Origin of the sequence: Actinoplanes sp. NPDC049599, assembly GCF_044465625.1 — a bacterium.
Classification (GTDB): domain Bacteria; phylum Actinomycetota; class Actinomycetes; order Mycobacteriales; family Micromonosporaceae; genus Actinoplanes.
In genome coordinates, this window is record NZ_JBITLX010000020.1 from 1 (window position 1) to 16634 (window position 16634).

A 16634-nucleotide genomic window follows, 5' to 3' on the forward strand; every position below is an offset into this window, starting at 1 on the left:
GCGCTTCGGGCATCGCGCTTCGGGCATCGCGCTTCGGGCATCGCGCTTCGGGCATCGCGCTTCGGGCATCGCGCTTCGGGCATCGCGCTTCGGGCATCGCGCTTCGGGCTCAGCGCTCCGGGCATCGCGCTTCGGGCTCAGCGCTTCGGGCATCGCGCTTCGGGCTCAGCGCTTCGGGCTGCGCTGGTGGATAAGGGCTTCGGGTTTTGTGGTGGCGGGTCAGGCGGCGGGTCATGATGATGATCATTGCCCATTGGGCCATTGCGGCGGGGTGCTCGGGTTGTCGTTCGTGGTCGCGGACGGTGCGTCGGCATCGGTTGATCCAGGAGAATGTGCGCTCGACCGCCCGCCTGCGGTGCAGCACGACGAAGGTGGTTTGGCCGGCGAGTTTCGCCACGATCTGTACAGTGCGGCGGAGTTGCGTGGCGGTCCAGCCGACGAGTTGCCCGGCGTAGCCGGAGTCGGCCCGGAGCAGCCGGATGCCTGGGAAGCAGGGGTGCTGCGCCCAGGGCAGGGGCCGGGCGCCGTCACGGTCTTGGACGTGTGCGTCGGTGACCAGGATCGTGAGGAGCAGTCCGCAGGTGTCGACGGCGGTGTGGCGTTTCCGGTCGTTGACGCGTTTCCGGCGTCATAGCCGCTGCTGGGCCTGGCGACGGTCTCCGCGCCGCGCGAGGACTGTGAGCCGACCAGCGCCGCGGTCGGCTGCTTGTCGCGGTCCTCGCACTGCTGACGGACCTGTTCTCACAGGTACCTTCGTAGCTGTCCCGGAAGAACCGGGAGTGGTCGCCCAGCACCTGGTCGCCCGGGGTCGCCGCATCAGTCATTCCCGCCTGGCGGCCGGTCCGGGTCGAGGTGACGGATCGCGTCGACGATGTCGCGGCGCGGACAGATGATCGGCCGGCCGCGGCCGGTCCCTGCCGGGACGTGGTTGTGCATCCGATTGAGGGTGCCGTCGGCGGCCCAGGCTTTGAAGTAGTGGTGGACGAGTTTCGGGTGCGGGAAGTCAGCGGCGACGCGTCCCACTGTATACAGACGGGGCTGGGCCTTCGGTCATGCTGGTTTGGTCGCCTTCGCTATTACCGAAGGCCGTTCGTCATGTCACGACGCCACACCGAACGCGGGCACTGATATCGATGGCCGCCCTCCCGCCGGTCACCGGAAACCCCTTATTTGTCAGGGTCTCCGGCTCCGGCTCCGGCTCCGGGCTCCGGCTCCGGGCTGCGGCTGCGGCTGCGGTGGGGCGTGGGTTGTTCTTGGGCGGGGGTGTTGGCGGGACTTGATTCTGGGGTTTGTCCGGGGGCGCGTTTGCGGTGGTCAGGATATCGGGATGTCCGTGATTCGGAGGCGGTTGGGAACGTCCAGGGTGACGGTTGGCGTGCCGGGTGGTGGGGCCGGGAACCACAGGGACAGGACCTGTTCGCTGCCTGGCGGGATCGCTGTGCTGAGGATGCGGTCGCAGAGGCAGCGGTGGTCGCCCGGGGCGGTTTCGTAGTCGAGTCCGTAGGCGGCGGTGTCGCCCTGCAGCAGGCGGACGCCCGCAGTGCCGTAGCGGGCGTAGGGGTCGAACTCGTCTCGGACGGTGAAGACGCCCTGGCCGAGGAAGTCCAGGATGGTCGCCTTGGTGCCGCCGGTGTTGCGGGCCGTGAGGGGCACCAGCAGGAAAGGTCCGCGAACGGTCGCGGCGCCGGGCACGAAGCGGATGGTGCCCCGGTTCAGCGGCATGGCGACCTCGACGCCGTCGGGCGCCCGGCCTTGCTTGCCCTTGGTCTTCGGCAGCACCGCTCTGGTGGGGACAGGCGGCGCCGCTGCCTGCGCCCGGGTCTGGTAGGTGATGGCGACCCGGCGGTTGAGCGCACGGTGGGCGTCCGAGTCGTTGGCGACGGCGGGCTCGCTCTCGCCCTTGGCGGCGACGGTTTTCGGCCATTCGCCGTCGGGCAGCGCCTTGCGCAGCGCACCGGCGACGGCCTGGGCGCGCTGCTGCGACAGTGCCTGGTTGTGCGCGGTGGAGCCGGTGTTGTCGGTATGGCCGGTGACATTCAACGGTCCGGGCCCGGCGGCCCGCAGGTCCGCAACCGCGGCGGCGATCGACTTCCCGGCGGCGGGAGTGAGCTTCGCGCTGTCGAGCCGGAACAGGACGTCGGTGTCGAGGCTGATGTCGACCTGGTCCTCGGTCCGCCGGGTCCGCAGGGCGACATCAAGCCGCTCGGTGTACGAGTCGAGCGCGGCGGTGAAAGCGGGAGCGGCGGTGGCCGGATCAAGCGGTTCCTGCACGTCCCCGGCCTTGGTGCGCCCGGCCGGCGGCGCGGGCACGCTGCCGTCGACAACCGGAACGTCGGTGAACACCCCGGCGTAGGGAAGCATCACCGACACCCGCTCGACATCGGCCGGCACGCCCGCGAAGACAGCCTGCAGCGGCCGGGTCTCCCCGACCTCGAAGCGCACCAGCCCCGTGCACACGCAGTTGCCGCCGTCCCGACCCTCGGACACGAGGTAGACCCGCCGCCCGCTCTCGTCGACGAGCCGGACCGCGTCGAAGGAGTTCGTCAGGATCGACGAGAAGTGCCGGCCGACGACGCTGGCGCCGCCGGTGGCGGACCGCTCCAGCCGGGTCTGCACGGTGAGCACCACGGCACCACCGGAGCGAACGAGCGGCCCGACACTCATGCCGAGAACGTCGCCGGCCGCGTCAACAGTGCGGGTCACCACCGGCACCGCCGACGCCGAGGGTGCGACCGCCCCGGCCGAGGCGGAAGCCGCGGGCTTGGCAACAGGAGTCTCGTCGGTGCACGCGCCGAGCGCGACGAGGAGCAACCCGGACGCAGCCCAGGCAAGCGCACGCCGCATGTGACCTCCCGCTCCCGTCGACGACCGTGGCCCAGCCTAACGGCGCCCCGCCCGGCCCGGTGGTTCGCCGGGCCCGGCGCCCGGCCCGGCCCGGCGGCATGCTCGGCCCGGCTGGCTTGTCCGGCCCGAGGGCATGCTCGGCCCGGCTGGCTTGTCCGGCCCGGCGGCATGCTCGGCCCGGCGGCTTGTCCGGCCCGGCGGCATGCTCGGCCCGGCGGCATGCTCGGCCCGGCGGCTTGTCCGGCCCGGCTGGCTTGTCCGGCCTAGCGGCCTGTTCGGCCCGGCGGTTCGCTGGGCCCGCTGGTTCGCTCGGCCCGGCGGCTCGCCCGGCACGGCTGCCTGTCCAGCCCGGCGGCTCACTCCGTCCGTCCAGGTCGGACGTCGCCATCGCCGACGTCGTTGTCGGCGGCGGCGACCGCTTTCCTCAACCCCGCGCCGCCTCCTGCACACCCGCCTTGGCGGCTGCGGCGAGCAGGTTCTCCGCCGCCAGGCGCAGCCCCTCCACCTGGTCGAACGCCTGGTCCTCGTGCTCGATGTTGACCGCGATGTCCGGGTCGACCGTGTGCAGCGCCTGCAGGAACGGCACCCAGAAGTCCTCCACCCCGTGCCCGCGACCGACCGCCACGAACTCCCACGCCGGATTCTGTGGCCACTGGTTCAGGGTGTTGGTGCCGCCGAGGTTCAGCGGGTTCGCGTCGGCCGGGGTGCGGGTGAAGCGGTCGTCCAGGACGCCGTACACCTTGGCGTTGGCGGGGTTGATCCGGGTGTCCTTGGCGGCGGCGTGGAAGACCAGGTCGCCCAGGTACTGCACGCAGGCGACCGGGTCCATGCCCTGCCAGAACAGGTGGCTCGGGTCCATCTCGGCGCCGACGTGGGTGGCGTTGGCTTGCTCGACCAGCCGTTGCAGGGTCGGCGGGTTGAAGACCAGGTTGTGTGGGTGCATCTCGATGCACACCTTGACGTCCGCGGCGGACGCGCGGGCGTTCACGTCCTTCCAGAACGGGATCGCCACCTGCTGCCACTGGTAGTCGAGGGTGTCCAGATACTGGCTGTCCCAGGGGTTGACCACCCAGTTGGCGGTCCTGGCGCCGGGTTCGCCGCCCGGCAGGCCGGACATGGTCACGACGCGTTTGACTCCCAGCGCCGCCGCTACGTCGATGGCGCGGTGCAGGTCGGCGGCGTGCCGCGGGCCCACCGCCGGGTTCGGGTTGAGCGGGTTGCCGTTGACGTTGAGGCCGGTGAGTGCGATGCCCGCCTGGGCGAAGCGGCCAAGGTAGTCCTCGCGCGCGCCGGCGCTCGCCAGGATGTCGTCGATCGGCAGGTGCGGGGCGGGGATGAAGCCGCCCGCGTTGATCTCGGCGCTGGTCAGGCCCAGCCCGCCGAGGATCTTCAGGGTCTCGTCGAGGGAACGGTCGTGCAGGCACGCGGTGTAGGCGCCGAGCTTCATGGCTTTGCCTTTCCGGGCGGGGGGTCAGAGCTGGACAGGCTTGTCGATGGCGGAGACCACCGCGTCGAGCACGCGCAGGTTGTGCAGGCCGTGTGCCAGGTCGGGGCACGGCGGCAGCCCTTCCACGCCGGCGATCTGGTCGAGGAACGCGCGCGCCTGGAACACGAAGAAGTCGTTCTGCCCGTGGCTGACGGTGGGGAAGTCCATCGGCAGCCCGCGCGCCACGTACGGGTGCCAGGGCCCGATGAAGACCTGGCGGGCGCCGTTCACGCTCTGCTCGGGGGTGCCGTCGATGATGCTGAACTCGCCCGGCCGGGTCAGGTCGAACGACGCTGTGCCGTTCTCGCAGAACAGCTCCAGCCGCAGGGTGTTGGCGTGGCCGAAAGCCACCCGGGACAGCGAGAAGGTGCCCAGGGTGCCGCCCGCATAGGTGGTGGTGAAGGTGCAGATGTCCTCGTTCTCCACCGGGACCCGCTCGTCGCTGAGCGCGACGCCGCCGGCATGCCCGACCGCCACCCCGAGCGGTTTCGGCCGGGAGGTGACCAGGGTGCTCATCGAGGTGCCCTGCACGCCGGTGGTCGGCCCGCAGAGGAACTCCGCGAGGTCGACCAGGTGGCTGCCGATGTCGGCGAGCACCCCGGAGCCGGGGCCGCCGAGATAACGCCAGCTCATCGGCCGCTGCGGGTCGAAGCCGTAGTCGGTGAAGTAGTTGCCGACGATGTGCCGGACCCGGCCGAGGCCGCCGTTGCGGATCTGCTCGCGGATGGCGTTGACCGCGGGCGAGCGGCGGAAGGTGAAGCCGACCGCGGCGACCCGGTCGCCGGCCGCGGCGGCGTCCACCATGGCCTGCGCGTCGGCGATGCTCGGGGCCAGCGGCTTCTCGCAGAGCACGTGCTTGCCGGCCGCGAGCGCGGCCTCGACGATCTCGCGGTGCAAGCTGTTGGCGACCGCGACGGTGACTGCGTCGACGTCGGGCGCGTCGATCACGGCACGCCAGTCGGTCTCGCTGCGGGCGAAGCCGTATCGCGCGGCGGCGTCGGCCGCGAACGGCTCGTGGGTGTCGGCGACGGCGACCAGGCGGGGGGCGGGCCGGCCGAGCTCGTAGACGGTGGCGGCGTTGCGGTAGGCGTTCGCGTGGGCGCGGCCGACCATGCCCGCGCCGATGACGGCGACGCCGGGAGACGGATGTGTCATGGGTGGACCTCCGGCTGAGGGGAGCGGAGTGTGGTGCCCGATGTTTTAAAGCGCTTTAACTCCGAGTACTATCCAAGTCGATCTCGATGTGTGTCAAGGCTCGATGTGTGTCAAGGGCGGTACCGGAGGTTTCGCAGTGGATCAACGACCCCGGCTCGATGACGTCGCCGCGCGGGTCGGCGTCTCGACGGCGTCGGTCTCGCTGGTGCTGCGCGGCGCCCCGGGCCCGAGCGCCGAGACCCGCCGGCGGGTCCTGGAAGCGGCCGCCGAGCTGGGCTACCGGGCCGATCGCACGGCGAGCATGCTGGCCCGCCGGCGGCGTCACCTGCTCGGCGTCATGCTCGACATCCGCAACCCGTTCCACGCCGAGCTGGTCGAGGAGATCCAGGCCGAGGCGGACCGGGTCGGCTACGAGGTGGTGCTCTCCACGCTCACCCGGCACCGTGATGAGAATCGGGCGATCGAGACGCTGCTCGACTTCCGTTGTGAGGCCGTACTCCTGCTTGGGCCGGACGCGCCGGATCAGCGGCTCGCCGCACTGACCGCACAGGCACCGGTGGTCGCGCTCGGCAGGCGCGTCGCCACCGGCGACGTCGACGTGGTCCGCTCGGCCGACCACGTCGGGGTGGCCGAGGCGCTGGATCACCTGATCCGTCTCGGACACCGGCGCATCGCCTTCGTCGACGGCGGCCGCGGCGTCGTCGCCACGGCCCGCCGGCGCGGTTATCGCGACGGCATGCGCCGCGCCGGGCTCGCCGACGAGATCCGCATCATCGCGGGGGACCACACCGAGGAGGGCGGCATCCGCGCCGGGCGGCTGCTCGCCGCCGGCGCCGACCGGCCGACGGCCGTCGTCGCCTCCAACGACCGCTGCGCCGTCGGGGTCATGGATGCGTTCGCCCGCGCCGGCATCGAGGTGCCCGGGCAGATCTCCATCGTGGGGTACGACGACAGCACGCTCGCGCACCTGGTCCACATCGACCTCACGACGGTCAACCAGGACGCGGCCGCCCAGGCCCGCAACGCGGTGCTCGCCGCGGTCCAGCGGCTGGACGAGGGACGCAAGCAACGGCTGGAGGTGGTGCTCAATCCGCGTCTGGTGGTCCGGGGGACCACGGCCCCGGTGCCGCCCACGGAAGGAGCGCCCACGGCCAGATCGTGATGGCCTGCCGCGAGCCGGCGTGAGGCCGTCCCGTTGCCCGGTCCCGGCCGTGCACATGCCGGCTCGTGGACGCGGTGCGCGATTCCGGCCTGTGGGCGATCGTGGCGCCGGCCGTGGATGGCGGCGACGGTCGGCGGTCAGCCGGTCGACCGCTCGTCGACGATCCGGCGCATCTTGCCCATCGAGCGCTCCACCCCGTCCGGTGTGATGACGTCCACCGCCACGCTGACGCCGATCGTGTTCTTGACCAGTGCGGCCAGCTCGCGCCCCGCCTGCTCGGCGGCTGCCGGTTCGACGCCGTGCCGGCGCTCCACCCGCACCGTCATCGCGTCGAGGCGGCCCTCGCGGGTGAGCAGGCACCGGAAGTGTGGCGCCAGCTGCGGGGTGCGCAGGATCAGCTCCTCGATCTGGGTCGGGAACAGGTTCACCCCGCGCAGGATGATCATGTCGTCCGTCCGTCCGGTGATCTTCTCGATCCGGCGCATCGGCCGGGCCGTGCCCGGCAGCAGCCGGGTGAGGTCCCGGGTGCGGTACCGCACGACCGGCATCGCCTCCTTGCTCAGCGAGGTGAGGACCAGCTCGCCCGTCTCGCCGTCGGGCAGCACCGCGCCGGTCAGCGGGTCGATGATCTCGGGATAGAAGTGGTCCTCCCAGACGTGCAGGCCGTCCTTGGTCTCCACGCACTCGGTCGCCACCCCCGGCCCCATCACCTCGGACAGGCCGTAGATGTCGAGCGCGTGGATGTCGAGCTGCTGCTCGATCTCCTGCCGGAGGTCCTGCGTCCAGGGTTCCGCGCCCAGGATGCCGACGGCCAGCGACGTGCGGCGCGGGTCGACGCCCTGGCGGTGCATCTCGTCCACGATGGCCAGCAGATAGCTGGGCGTGACCATGATGACGTCCGGCTCGAGGTCCTTGATCAGCAGCACCTGGCGTGCGGTCATGCCACCGGAGACGGGGATGACGGTGCAGCCCAGCTCCTCCGCGCCGTAGTGGGCGCCGAGGCCGCCGGTGAACAGCCCGTACCCGTAGGCGACGTGGACCCGGTCGCCGCGGCGGCCGCCGGCCGCGCGGATCGAGCGCGCCATCAGCTCGGCCCAGGTGCGCACGTCGCGCGGGGTGTAGCCCACGACCGTGGGCCGTCCGGTCGTGCCGGACGAGGCGTGCAGGCGGGCGACCTGGTCGCGGGGGACCGCGAACATCCCGTACGGGTAATCAGCGCGCAGCACGGCCTTGTCGGTGCAGGGGAACCGTGCCAGGTCGGCCAGCTCGCGCAGGTCGTCGGGGTGGACCTGGGCTTCGTCGAACATCGTGCGGTATGGCGGGACGTTGTCGTAGGCGTGGCGCAGCGACCAGCGCAGGCGCTCGAGCTGGAGCGCGCGCAGCTCGTCCACGGACGCGCGTTCGATCGGGTCCAGGTCTTCCGGGCGGGGCGTGCGTTCCTGCATGGCGTCCTCCTCTGCTCACCGCCTCGTGCGCAGGCCGTCGAAGGCGAGGGTGGTGACGGTGCCGGCGAGCTCCGCAGCGCCACCGCGCTGCGGGCTGTACCACTCGATCAGCGAGTTGACCATGCCGAAGAGCAGGCGGGCGGCGGTGGCCGCGTCCACATCCGGGCGGATCGCGCCCTCGGCCTGTGCCTGTTTGACCAGCTCGGTGACCTTGGCGTCGAAGATCCGGCGGCGCAGCAGGGCCTGCTGCTCCACCGCGGTGTTCCCGCGTACGCGGAGCAGCAGCGTCACGTATTCCAGCCGCTCCGCCAGCACCAGCACGCTGCCCCTGATGAGCGTCTCGAGGCGGTCGAGGGCGGGCGCCTGCAGCCCTTCCACCTCGTCCATCACCTCGTGCAGCCCGTCCAGTGCCTGGTCGACCGCGATCCGCAGCAGCTCCTGCTTGCCGGTGACGTGGTGGTAGAGGCTGGACTTGGTGATGCCGAGCCGCTTGGCCACGTCGTCCATGCTGGTGGCCTCGTACCCGCGTTCGTTGAACAGCCGGACCGCCGCCGCGAGCACCGCGCCCAGGTCGTGGCCGGGCCGGCCGCGTTTCGGCCGGTTGCGTTCCTCGAGGTGGTCGACCACACGGGCGGCGCGGGCCAGCGCGGCCGCCGGGGCCTCGCGCTCGCTGGTCATGCGGGCCGGCCCGGGCTGACGGCGCGGCTGCGGCCGCGGAACTCGGCGATCACGTCGCCGGCCCGGGTCACGGTGACGTCGTAGACGCCGCTGCGTCCGCTGGTCGCGCGCTCGGTGGCCCGGGCCTCGAGCTCGTCGCCCGCCGCGCTGGACCGCAGGAACGTGATGTCGGCGCCGGCCGCGACGGTGACCGGGCCGGCGGTGTTGCAGGCCAGCGCGAAGGCGGTGTCGGCCAGCAGGAACACGTAGCCGCCGTGGGTCATGCCGTGCCCGTTGACCATGTCGGCGGTCACCCGCATCCGGGCGACGGCGGCGCCTTCACCTACGGAGACCAGCTCGATGCCGAGGACCTGGGAGGCCTTGTCGCGGTCGAACATCTCCCGCGCCGAGCGCCCGTCACCCCGTGCCATGTTCCCTCCGTTTCCAGCCCGGGCTTGATTACCGACCGAGCGGACGGTAAATATGAGAGACAGCCAACCGCACAGGAGCGCCGATGACAACCCCCGCCGGGTTCTACGAGAAGCACCGCGAGCTGCTCGACAAGGCGATCGAGGCGGCCGCGACGCGCGACTACTGGTCTGCCTATCCCGAGTCGCCCAGCAAGTCGGTCTACGGCGAGGACGCCGCCGTTTCGGGCGAGCGCGCGTTCCAGGAGCTGCTGGGCACCGATTTCCCGATCGAGGTGCCCGGCGCCACCGGTTCGGTGGCCACCGAGCGCTCGCCGTACGGGATCGCCCTCGACATCCGTTATCCCAAGGCCGACCCGGCCGCCCTGGTCGCCGCCGCTCGCGCCGCCACGCCCGGCTGGCGCGCCGTCGGCCCGCAGGGCCGCGCCGGGGTGGCCGCCGAGATCCTCCAGCGGATCAACGCCCGCATCTTCGAGATGGCACACGCCGTCCAGCACACCACCGGGCAGGCCTTCGTGATGGCCTTCCAGGCCGGTGGCGCCCATGCCCAGGACCGTGGCCTCGAGGCCGTCGCGGTCGCGCTCGCCGAGTCGGCGCGCATCCCGGCGACGGCGACCTGGAGCAAGCCGCAGCGCGGCGGCGATCCGCTGCGCCTGGCCAAGACGAGCACGGTCGTCGGCCGCGGCGTCGCCCTGACGATCGGCTGCAACACCTTCCCCACCTGGAACGGCTATCCCGGCCTGTTCGCCAGTCTGGTCACCGGCAACGCCGTCATCGTGAAGCCGCACCCCGGGGCGGTGCTGCCGCTCGCCATCACCGTGCAGGTCGCCCGCGAGGTGCTCGCCGAGGCCGGGCAGGACCCCAACCTGGTCACCCTCGCGGTCGAGGAGCCCGGCGACGGCATCGCCGCCACCCTGGCCACCCACCGCGACGTGCGGATCGTCGACTTCACCGGCTCCAGCGAGTTCGGCAACTGGCTGGAGGCCAACGCCCGCCAGGCCGTCGTCTACACCGAGAAGGCCGGGCTCAACACGGTCATCGTCGACTCCACCGACGACTACAAGGGCCTGCTGCGCAACCTGGCGTTCTCGCTCTCGCTCTACAGCGGCCAGATGTGCACCACCCCGCAGAATCTGCTGGTCCCGGCCACCGGCATCGAGACCGACGCCGGGCACCGCAGCGCGGCGGAGTTCGGCGCCGACCTGTCCGGCGCCCTCGACAGGCTGCTCGGCGACCCCAAGCGCGCCGCGGGCACGCTCGGCGCGATCGTCAACGACGGTGTCCTGGCCCGGCTCACCGAGGCCGGCAACGCCCCGAACGTGATCCACGCGTCCGCGCCGGTCGCCGACGAGCAGTTCCCCGGCGCGACCATCCGCACGCCGGTGGTGCTGCGGCTCGACGCCGCCGACGAGAAGGCGTACACCCGGGAGTGGTTCGGGCCGGTCTCGTTTGTCATCACCACCGAGTCGACCGTGCACAGCCTCGCGCTGTTCACCGACACCGTGCGGCACCACGGCGCGCTCACCGCCTCGGTCTACTCGACCTCCCCGGAGGTGCTGGCGGCGGCCCGCGAGGCCGCCCTCGAGGCCGGGGTGCACCTCTCGGAGAACCTGACCGGCGGCGTCTTCGTCAACCAGACCGCCGCGTTCAGCGACCTGCACGGCACGGCGGCGAACCCGGCCGCGACCGCCTCGCTGAGCGACGCGCAGTTCGTCACCGGGCGCTACTTCACGCTCCAGTCGCGCCACCACGTCACCGAGGAGACCAATGCCTGAGGCCTACCTGGTCGGCGGCGTCCGCACCCCGCAGGGCAAGTACGGCGGCGCGCTCTCCGGCGTGCGCGCCGACGATCTCGCCGCGCTGGTCGTGCGCGAGGCCGTCAGCCGCGGTGGGGTGCCCGCCGACGCCATCGACGAGGTGATCCTCGGCGCCGCCAACCAGGCCGGCGAGGACAACCGCAACGTGGCGCGGATGGCGGCGCTGCTGGCCGGCCTGCCCGACACGGTCCCCGGCTACACGGTCAACCGGCTCTGTGCCAGCGGCTTGACCGCGATCGTCTCCGCGGCGCAGGCGGTGCGCAGCGGCGAGGCCGACCTGATCGTGGCCGGCGGGGTCGAGTCGATGACCCGGGCGCCGTGGGTCATGGCCAAGCCGGGCACGCCCTGGGCCCGCCCCGGCGAGGTCGTGGATTCCTCCCTGGGCTGGCGCTTCACCAACCCGCGCTTCACCGCGCACGACAAGGAGGCCGGCAGCGGCCCGGAGGACCGCCGGGTCACCCTCGCGATGGGGGAGACCGCCGAGGAGGTGGCGACCCTCGACGGGATCAGCCGCGCCGACAGCGACGCGTTCGCGCTGCGCAGCCACGAGCGGGCCATCGCCGCGATCGACGCGGGACGTTTCGCCGCGGAGATCACCCCGGTGCCGGTCAAGGACGGCGAGGTGGCCGTCGACGAGATCCCACGCCGCGGCAGCAGCCTGGAACGGCTGGGTGCGCTGCGCCCGGTGTTCCGCGCCGGCGGCGTCGTGACCGCGGGCTCGTCGTCGCCGCTGTCCGACGGCGCGGCGGCCGTCGTGGTGGCCAGCGCCGAGGCCGTGAGCCGGTACGGCCTGACCCCGCGCGCCCGCATCGTCACCTCCGCGAGCGCCGGTGTGCCACCGCAGCTCATGGGGCTCGGCCCGGTGCCCGCGACCGAGAAGGCGCTGGCCCGGGCCGGCTGGGGCATCGGTGAGGTCGACGCGGTCGAGCTGAACGAGGCGTTCGCCGTGCAGTCGCTGGCGGTGCTGCGCCGGCTCAAGCTGGACGAGGAGCGCGTCAACGCCGACGGCGGCGCGATCGCGCTCGGGCACCCGCTGGGCTGCTCCGGTGCCCGGCTCACCGTCACCCTGCTCGGCCGGATGGAACGCGAGGACGCCCGGCGCGGCCTGGCCACCCTCTGCGTCGGTGTCGGCCAGGGCGTGGCGATGCTGGTGGAGCGCGTCTGATGCCGGAAGCCACCGCCGCCGTCCCGGGCCACACGACCATCAAGGTCGAGGAGTCCGCCGACCGCGTGGTCGTGACGCTGCACCGGCCCCAGGCCCGCAACGCGATCAACGCGGCCATGGTCCGGGAGCTGCACGAGGTCTGCGCGGGCCTGGAGGAGCGGCCGAGACTGCTGCTGCTCACCGGCGACGGGGGCACGTTCGCCGCCGGCGCCGACATCGGCGAGCTGCGGGACCGGGGCCGGGAGCAGGCCCTGCAGGGCATCAACAGCCGGCTGTTCGATCGCATCGCCCGGCTGCCGCTGCCGACGGTGGCCGCGGTCGACGGGTGGGCACTCGGCGGCGGCGCCGAGCTGGCGTACGCGTGCGACGTCCGGCTGGCCTCGCCCACGGCGACCTTCGGCAACCCCGAGCCCGGCCTGGGCATCCTGGCCGCGGCCGGCGCCTGCTGGCGGCTGCGCGACCTGCTCGGCGCCTCCGTCGCCAAGCAGGTGCTGCTGGCCGGCCGGCGCCTCGGCGCGGACGACGCCTACCGGCTCGGGCTGGTGGCCGAGATCGTGCCGGCCGGCGAGCTGCTCGCGCGGGCCCATGCCCTGCTCGACCGGATGGCCCGGTCCGGCCCGCTCGCGCTGCGGTTGACCAAACTGGTCACCGACGCGCCGGGCGGTCACCCGGTCACCGACGACCTCGCCCAGGCGATCCTGTTCGAGTCGCAGGACAAGCACGACCGGATGGACGCCTTCCTGGCCGGGGAACGTCGATGACCGGCGTGGTGCCGCCTGGGGCGGAGGTGCCGAAGAGCGTCGGCGTGATCGGCGGTGGACGGATGGGTGCCGGGATCGCCCAGGTCTTCGCCGCCGCCGGAGCCTCGGTGACCGTCGTCGAAGCCGACCGTGCCGCCGGCGCGGCCGCCCTCGAACGCCTCGGCGCCACGCTGCGCCGCGCCGCCGAGCGCGGCAAGCTGGTCGAGGACCCCGCGGGCGTCCTCGACCGGATCACCTTCACCGACGATGTCGCCGGGCTGCCCGCCGGCGCGGACCTGGTCGTCGAGGCCGTGCCCGAGGACGCCCGGCTCAAGATCGATGTGCTCGCGGCGGCCGAGCGCGTCGTGGGTGAGCACACCGTGCTGGCGACCAACACGAGCTCGCTCTCCATCGCGGGTCTAGCCGAGGGCCTCACGCGGCCCGCCCGCTTCGTCGGCATGCATTTCTTCAACCCGGTGCCGGCCAGCGACCTCGTGGAGATCGTGGTCGGCCCGCAGACCGCCGGCGCCGTCCGCGACGCCGCGCAGTCGTGGGCCGCCGGCCTCGGCAAGACCGCGATCGTGGTCCGGGACTCCCCGGGCTTCGCCACCAGCCGCCTCGGCGTGCTGCTCGGCCTCGAGGCGATCCGGATGCTGGAGGAGGGTGTCGCGGACGCCGCGTCGATCGACCGCGCCATGGAGCTCGGCTACCGGCACCCGATGGGCCCGCTGCGCTCGACCGACCTGGTCGGCCTCGACGTCCGGCTGGCCATCGCCGAGCACCTGCACCGGGAGCTCGGCGAGCGGTTCGCCCCACCGCGGCTGCTGCGCGACAAGGTGGCCCGCGGCGAGCTGGGCCGCAAGACCGGACAGGGCTTCCACACCTGGGAGGTGACCCGATGACCGACACGTCGCTCGCGGAGACCAACGAGCGGTCCTTCACCGAGACCATCGCGAGGGATCAGCGCATCGAGCCACGCGACTGGATGCCGGAGGGCTACCGCCGGACGATGATCCGGCAGATCGCCCAGCACGCCCACTCCGAGATCATCGGCATGCAGCCGGAGGGGGAGTGGATCACCCGGGCGCCGTCGCTGCGGCGCAAGGCGATCCTGCTGGCCAAGGTGCAGGACGAGGCCGGGCACGGGCTGTACCTGTACTCGGCGGCCGAGACCCTGGGCGCCGACCGCGGTGACTTGACCCGGCGGCTCATCGAGGGCCGGCAGAAGTACTCGTCGATCTTCAACTACCCGACGCTGTCGTTCGCGGACGTGGGCGTCATCGGCTGGCTGGTCGACGGCGCCGCCATCTGCAACCAGGTGCCACTGTGCCGCAGCTCGTACGGGCCGTACGGGCGGGCGATGATCCGCATCTGCAAGGAGGAGTCCTTCCACCAGCGGCAGGGCTACGAGCTGCTGATGACGATGATGGGCGGCACCCCGGCCCAGCGCGACATGGTGCAGGACGCCGTCAACCGCTGGTGGTGGCCCTCGCTGATGATGTTCGGCCCGCCCGACGACCAGTCGCCGAACTCCGCCCAGTCGATGGCCTGGAAGATCAAGCGGCACAGCAACGACGAGCTGCGCCAGCGGTACGTCGACATGAGCGTGCCGCAGGCCGAGGCCCTCGGCGTCACGCTGCCCGACCCGGACCTGCGCTGGAACGACGAGCGCGGGCACTGGGACTTCGGGCCGATCGACTGGTCCGAGCTGCAGCGCGTGATCTCCGGCGACGGGCCGTGCAACACGCTGCGGATCGGCAACAGGCGGCGCGCCGACGAGGACGGCGCCTGGGTCCGCGAGGCGGCCGCCGCACACGCCGCACGGCGTCAGGAGGGTGGGGCATGACCGAGGACATCAAGCACGAGTGGCCGCTGTTCGAGGTGTTCGTCCGGGCCAAGCGGGGGCTCAACCACGTGCACGTGGGCTCGCTGCGGGCCGCCGACCACGAGATGGCGCTGCATCACGCCCGCGACCTCTACACCCGGCGCAACGAGGGCGTGAGCATCTGGGTCGTGCGCTCCGACGACGTGGCCGCGTCCAGCCCTGACGAGAAGGAGGCCTTCTTCGCCCCCAGCGGCGACAAGGTCTACCGGCATCCGACGTACTACTCGATCCCCGACTCCGTACCGCACATCTGAGGCGATCCCATGTCCTTCGACGACGCCTACGAGGCGCTCACCGACCACGACGACGACACACGGTGGGCGTACGGCACCGGCTTCGCCGATCCGCTGGCCGGTGTGGACAGCACCGTGCCGGTGGGCGTCGACCGGGGCGAGCTGGCCGCGTACTGCCTCATGCTCGGCGACGACGCGCTCATCATGTCGCACCGGCTGCAGCAGTGGGTGACCCGCGCGCCCGAGCTGGAGGACGAGCTGGCGCTGGCCAACATCGCCCTCGACCTGCTAGGCCAGGCCCGGCTGCTGCTCACCCGGGCGGCCGAGGTGGAGGGAGCGGGACGCGACGAGGACGCGCTCGCGTACCTGCGGGAGCCCGCCGACTTCCGCAACGTGCGGCTGGTGGAACGGGCGGACGGCGACTTCGCGCACCTGGTGGCCCGGCTGCTGGTGTTCGCGACGTGGCGGCTCGCGCTGCTGGACAGGCTGACCGGCTCCGGCGACCCGGTGCTGGCGGCGATCGGCGCGAAGGGCGTCAAGGAGGTGACCTACCACCGCGACTACGCGGCGCAGTGGGTGGTCCGGCTCGGCGACGGCACCGACCTCTCCCACGAACGGATGCAGGCGGCGACGGACGCGGTGACGCCGCTGATCGGCGAACTGTTCCGGCCGCACCCGACCGAGCTGCGACTGGCGCGGGACGCCATGGCGGTCGACCCCTCGACGCTCCGGCCGGAGTTCGACGCGGTGTGGTCCCAGGTGCTCGAGGCCGCCACCCTGCGCCCTGCGCCCGGCTCGGGAGCGGCGTCGTCCGGCTTGGGTGCGGCGTCTGGTTCGGGTGGGGCGTCTGGTTCGGGTGGGGCGTCTGGTTCGGGTGCGGCACCCGAGAGTGGGCCGCCGGGCGAGGTGCCCGCGGAAGCGTTGCCGCTTGCGGCGTCGGGTTCGGGCGCGGCCGTTGCCGGTGCGTTGCCGGGTGCGGCCGTTGCCGGTGCGTTGCCGGATGCGGGGGCCGTCGGGGGTGCGCAGGCCGGGTCCGGAACCGGTCGGGACGGGGTGCATACGGATGCCCTGGCCGAGATTCTCGCCGAGTTGCAGAGTGTGGCGCGGGCGCTGCCCGGGGGTGTGTGGTGACCGCGGCCGCGGTGGCCGCCCGGGTGGCCGATCCCGAGCTGCCGATGCTCACGCTCGCCGACCTCGGGATCCTGCGGGCCGTCGACGAGTCCGGTGACGGTGTGGTCGTCACGATCACGCCGACGTACTCGGGCTGCCCGGCCATGCAGACCATCGAGGACGACCTCACCGACGCGTTGCGGGGCGCCGGGTATGCGCGCGTCCAGGTGCGTACCGTGCTGACCCCGGCCTGGACCAGCGACTGGATCACCGCCGCCGGGCGGGACAAGCTCGCCGCCGCCGGGATCTCCCCGCCCGGGCCGGCGCCGCGCCGTGCCGCCGGGCCGGTGCCGCTCACCCTCTCGCCCCGCCGGCAGGTCATCGGCTGCCCGCAGTGCGGGCATCCCGACACCGAGGAGATCGCCGCGTTCAGCGCGACCGCCTGCCGCTCCCTGCGCCGCTGCCCGGTCTGCCGGGAGCCGTTCGAGCACGTGAAGGAGATCTGAC

17 protein-coding genes are annotated in these 16634 nt (G+C 72.6%); 9 read left to right on the top strand and 8 right to left on the bottom strand.

The window, feature by feature from the left end; genetic code table 11:
- Positions 1-109: 109 nt before the first annotated feature.
- The 5 genes from ACIBQZ_RS29100 to ACIBQZ_RS29120 all read right to left on the bottom strand — a co-directional run bounded on the left by ACIBQZ_RS29100 (position 110) and on the right by ACIBQZ_RS29120 (position 5485).
- A complete protein-coding gene (locus ACIBQZ_RS29100) occupies positions 110-574 on the bottom strand; it encodes a transposase (protein WP_396092161.1) in 465 nt (154 codons plus the stop codon).
- A 242-nt stretch (positions 575-816) separates the two neighbouring features.
- Positions 817-1023 carry a hypothetical protein gene (locus ACIBQZ_RS29105; protein WP_396091995.1) on the bottom strand — a complete coding sequence of 69 codons (207 nt, stop codon included), beginning with the start codon at positions 1021-1023 and terminating at the stop codon, positions 817-819.
- A 291-nt stretch (positions 1024-1314) separates the two neighbouring features.
- Positions 1315-2844, bottom strand: coding sequence for an OmpA family protein (locus ACIBQZ_RS29110; protein WP_396091996.1), 1530 nt, complete (start codon positions 2842-2844; stop codon positions 1315-1317).
- A 424-nt stretch (positions 2845-3268) separates the two neighbouring features.
- Positions 3269-4291 (bottom strand): sugar phosphate isomerase/epimerase family protein, encoded by a 1023-nt coding sequence (locus ACIBQZ_RS29115; protein ID WP_396091997.1) that lies wholly within the window; start codon positions 4289-4291, stop codon positions 3269-3271.
- A gap of 24 nt (positions 4292-4315) precedes the next feature.
- The gene (locus ACIBQZ_RS29120; RefSeq protein WP_396091998.1) at positions 4316-5485 is read right to left on the bottom strand and encodes a Gfo/Idh/MocA family protein; all 1170 of its coding nucleotides are present in this window, start codon (positions 5483-5485) and stop codon (positions 4316-4318) included.
- 136 nt (positions 5486-5621) lie between these two features.
- Here ACIBQZ_RS29120 and ACIBQZ_RS29125 point away from each other — a divergent pair, with 136 nt between their 5' ends.
- The gene (locus tag ACIBQZ_RS29125; RefSeq protein WP_396091999.1) at positions 5622-6647 is read left to right on the top strand and encodes a LacI family DNA-binding transcriptional regulator; all 1026 of its coding nucleotides are present in this window, start codon (positions 5622-5624) and stop codon (positions 6645-6647) included.
- 137 nt (positions 6648-6784) lie between these two features.
- Here the strand turns inward: ACIBQZ_RS29125 and paaK are convergent, their stop codons facing one another.
- From paaK to paaI, 3 genes are read right to left on the bottom strand one after another with little or no spacing between them, the layout of a single operon-like run.
- Entirely contained in the window at positions 6785-8092 is a 1308-nt protein-coding gene (gene paaK / locus ACIBQZ_RS29130) for a phenylacetate--CoA ligase PaaK (RefSeq protein ID WP_396092000.1), read from the bottom strand.
- A 15-nt stretch (positions 8093-8107) separates the two neighbouring features.
- On the bottom strand, positions 8108-8770 hold the full coding sequence (locus tag ACIBQZ_RS29135; RefSeq protein WP_396092001.1) for a TetR/AcrR family transcriptional regulator: 663 nt from the start codon (positions 8768-8770) through the stop codon (positions 8108-8110).
- Complete coding sequence (gene paaI, locus ACIBQZ_RS29140; RefSeq protein WP_396092002.1) at positions 8767-9180, bottom strand: hydroxyphenylacetyl-CoA thioesterase PaaI; 414 nt, start codon at positions 9178-9180, stop codon at positions 8767-8769. Before paaI ends, ACIBQZ_RS29135 begins: the two co-directional genes overlap by 4 nt.
- An 83-nt stretch (positions 9181-9263) precedes the next feature.
- On the opposite strand from paaI, the gene paaN reads away from it, so the two are divergent.
- Genes paaN through paaD form a run of 8 tightly spaced genes read left to right on the top strand, consistent with a single transcriptional unit; the run spans position 9264 to position 16633 of the window.
- Positions 9264-10952 (top strand): phenylacetic acid degradation protein PaaN, encoded by a 1689-nt coding sequence (paaN, locus tag ACIBQZ_RS29145; protein WP_396092003.1) that lies wholly within the window; start codon positions 9264-9266, stop codon positions 10950-10952.
- Positions 10945-12159, top strand: a complete 1215-nt coding sequence (locus tag ACIBQZ_RS29150; RefSeq protein WP_396092004.1) for a thiolase family protein — start codon at positions 10945-10947, stop codon at positions 12157-12159. The genes paaN and ACIBQZ_RS29150 overlap by 8 nt, the downstream gene beginning before the upstream one ends.
- Complete coding sequence (locus ACIBQZ_RS29155; RefSeq protein ID WP_396092005.1) at positions 12159-12920, top strand: enoyl-CoA hydratase/isomerase family protein; 762 nt, start codon at positions 12159-12161, stop codon at positions 12918-12920. Before ACIBQZ_RS29150 ends, ACIBQZ_RS29155 begins: the two co-directional genes overlap by 1 nt.
- The gene (locus tag ACIBQZ_RS29160) at positions 12917-13801 is read left to right on the top strand and encodes a 3-hydroxyacyl-CoA dehydrogenase family protein (protein WP_396092006.1); all 885 of its coding nucleotides are present in this window, start codon (positions 12917-12919) and stop codon (positions 13799-13801) included. Before ACIBQZ_RS29155 ends, ACIBQZ_RS29160 begins: the two co-directional genes overlap by 4 nt.
- Positions 13798-14745 (top strand): 1,2-phenylacetyl-CoA epoxidase subunit PaaA, encoded by a 948-nt coding sequence (gene paaA, locus ACIBQZ_RS29165; protein ID WP_396092007.1) that lies wholly within the window; start codon positions 13798-13800, stop codon positions 14743-14745. Before ACIBQZ_RS29160 ends, paaA begins: the two co-directional genes overlap by 4 nt.
- On the top strand, positions 14742-15038 hold the full coding sequence (paaB, locus tag ACIBQZ_RS29170; RefSeq protein WP_396092008.1) for a 1,2-phenylacetyl-CoA epoxidase subunit PaaB: 297 nt from the start codon (positions 14742-14744) through the stop codon (positions 15036-15038). Before paaA ends, paaB begins: the two co-directional genes overlap by 4 nt.
- Positions 15039-15047: 9 nt before the next feature.
- Positions 15048-16148, top strand: coding sequence for a 1,2-phenylacetyl-CoA epoxidase subunit PaaC (gene paaC, locus ACIBQZ_RS29175; protein WP_396092009.1), 1101 nt, complete (start codon positions 15048-15050; stop codon positions 16146-16148).
- Positions 16142-16633 carry a 1,2-phenylacetyl-CoA epoxidase subunit PaaD gene (gene paaD / locus ACIBQZ_RS29180; RefSeq protein ID WP_396092010.1) on the top strand — a complete coding sequence of 164 codons (492 nt, stop codon included), beginning with the start codon at positions 16142-16144 and terminating at the stop codon, positions 16631-16633. Before paaC ends, paaD begins: the two co-directional genes overlap by 7 nt.
- Position 16634: the final 1 nt, after the last annotated feature.

What these genes read in the sequence shown, in the direction of transcription:
- ACIBQZ_RS29135 (WP_396092001.1), bottom strand. Translation starts at nt 8,770, where the DNA reads ATGACCAGCGAGCGCGAGGCCCCGGCGGCCGCGCTGGCCCGCGCCGCC.
- paaN (WP_396092003.1), top strand. Translation starts at nt 9,264, where the DNA reads ATGACAACCCCCGCCGGGTTCTACGAGAAGCACCGCGAGCTGCTCGAC.
- ACIBQZ_RS29155 (WP_396092005.1), top strand. Translation starts at nt 12,159, where the DNA reads ATGCCGGAAGCCACCGCCGCCGTCCCGGGCCACACGACCATCAAGGTC.
- paaA (WP_396092007.1), top strand. Translation starts at nt 13,798, where the DNA reads ATGACCGACACGTCGCTCGCGGAGACCAACGAGCGGTCCTTCACCGAG.
- paaI (WP_396092002.1), bottom strand. Translation starts at nt 9,180, where the DNA reads ATGGCACGGGGTGACGGGCGCTCGGCGCGGGAGATGTTCGACCGCGAC.
- paaK (WP_396092000.1), bottom strand. Translation starts at nt 8,092, where the DNA reads ATGCAGGAACGCACGCCCCGCCCGGAAGACCTGGACCCGATCGAACGC.
- ACIBQZ_RS29115 (WP_396091997.1), bottom strand. Translation starts at nt 4,291, where the DNA reads ATGAAGCTCGGCGCCTACACCGCGTGCCTGCACGACCGTTCCCTCGAC.
- paaC (WP_396092009.1), top strand. Translation starts at nt 15,048, where the DNA reads ATGTCCTTCGACGACGCCTACGAGGCGCTCACCGACCACGACGACGAC.
- paaB (WP_396092008.1), top strand. Translation starts at nt 14,742, where the DNA reads ATGACCGAGGACATCAAGCACGAGTGGCCGCTGTTCGAGGTGTTCGTC.
- ACIBQZ_RS29150 (WP_396092004.1), top strand. Translation starts at nt 10,945, where the DNA reads ATGCCTGAGGCCTACCTGGTCGGCGGCGTCCGCACCCCGCAGGGCAAG.
- ACIBQZ_RS29160 (WP_396092006.1), top strand. Translation starts at nt 12,917, where the DNA reads ATGACCGGCGTGGTGCCGCCTGGGGCGGAGGTGCCGAAGAGCGTCGGC.
- ACIBQZ_RS29120 (WP_396091998.1), bottom strand. Translation starts at nt 5,485, where the DNA reads ATGACACATCCGTCTCCCGGCGTCGCCGTCATCGGCGCGGGCATGGTC.
- ACIBQZ_RS29110 (WP_396091996.1), bottom strand. Translation starts at nt 2,844, where the DNA reads ATGCGGCGTGCGCTTGCCTGGGCTGCGTCCGGGTTGCTCCTCGTCGCG.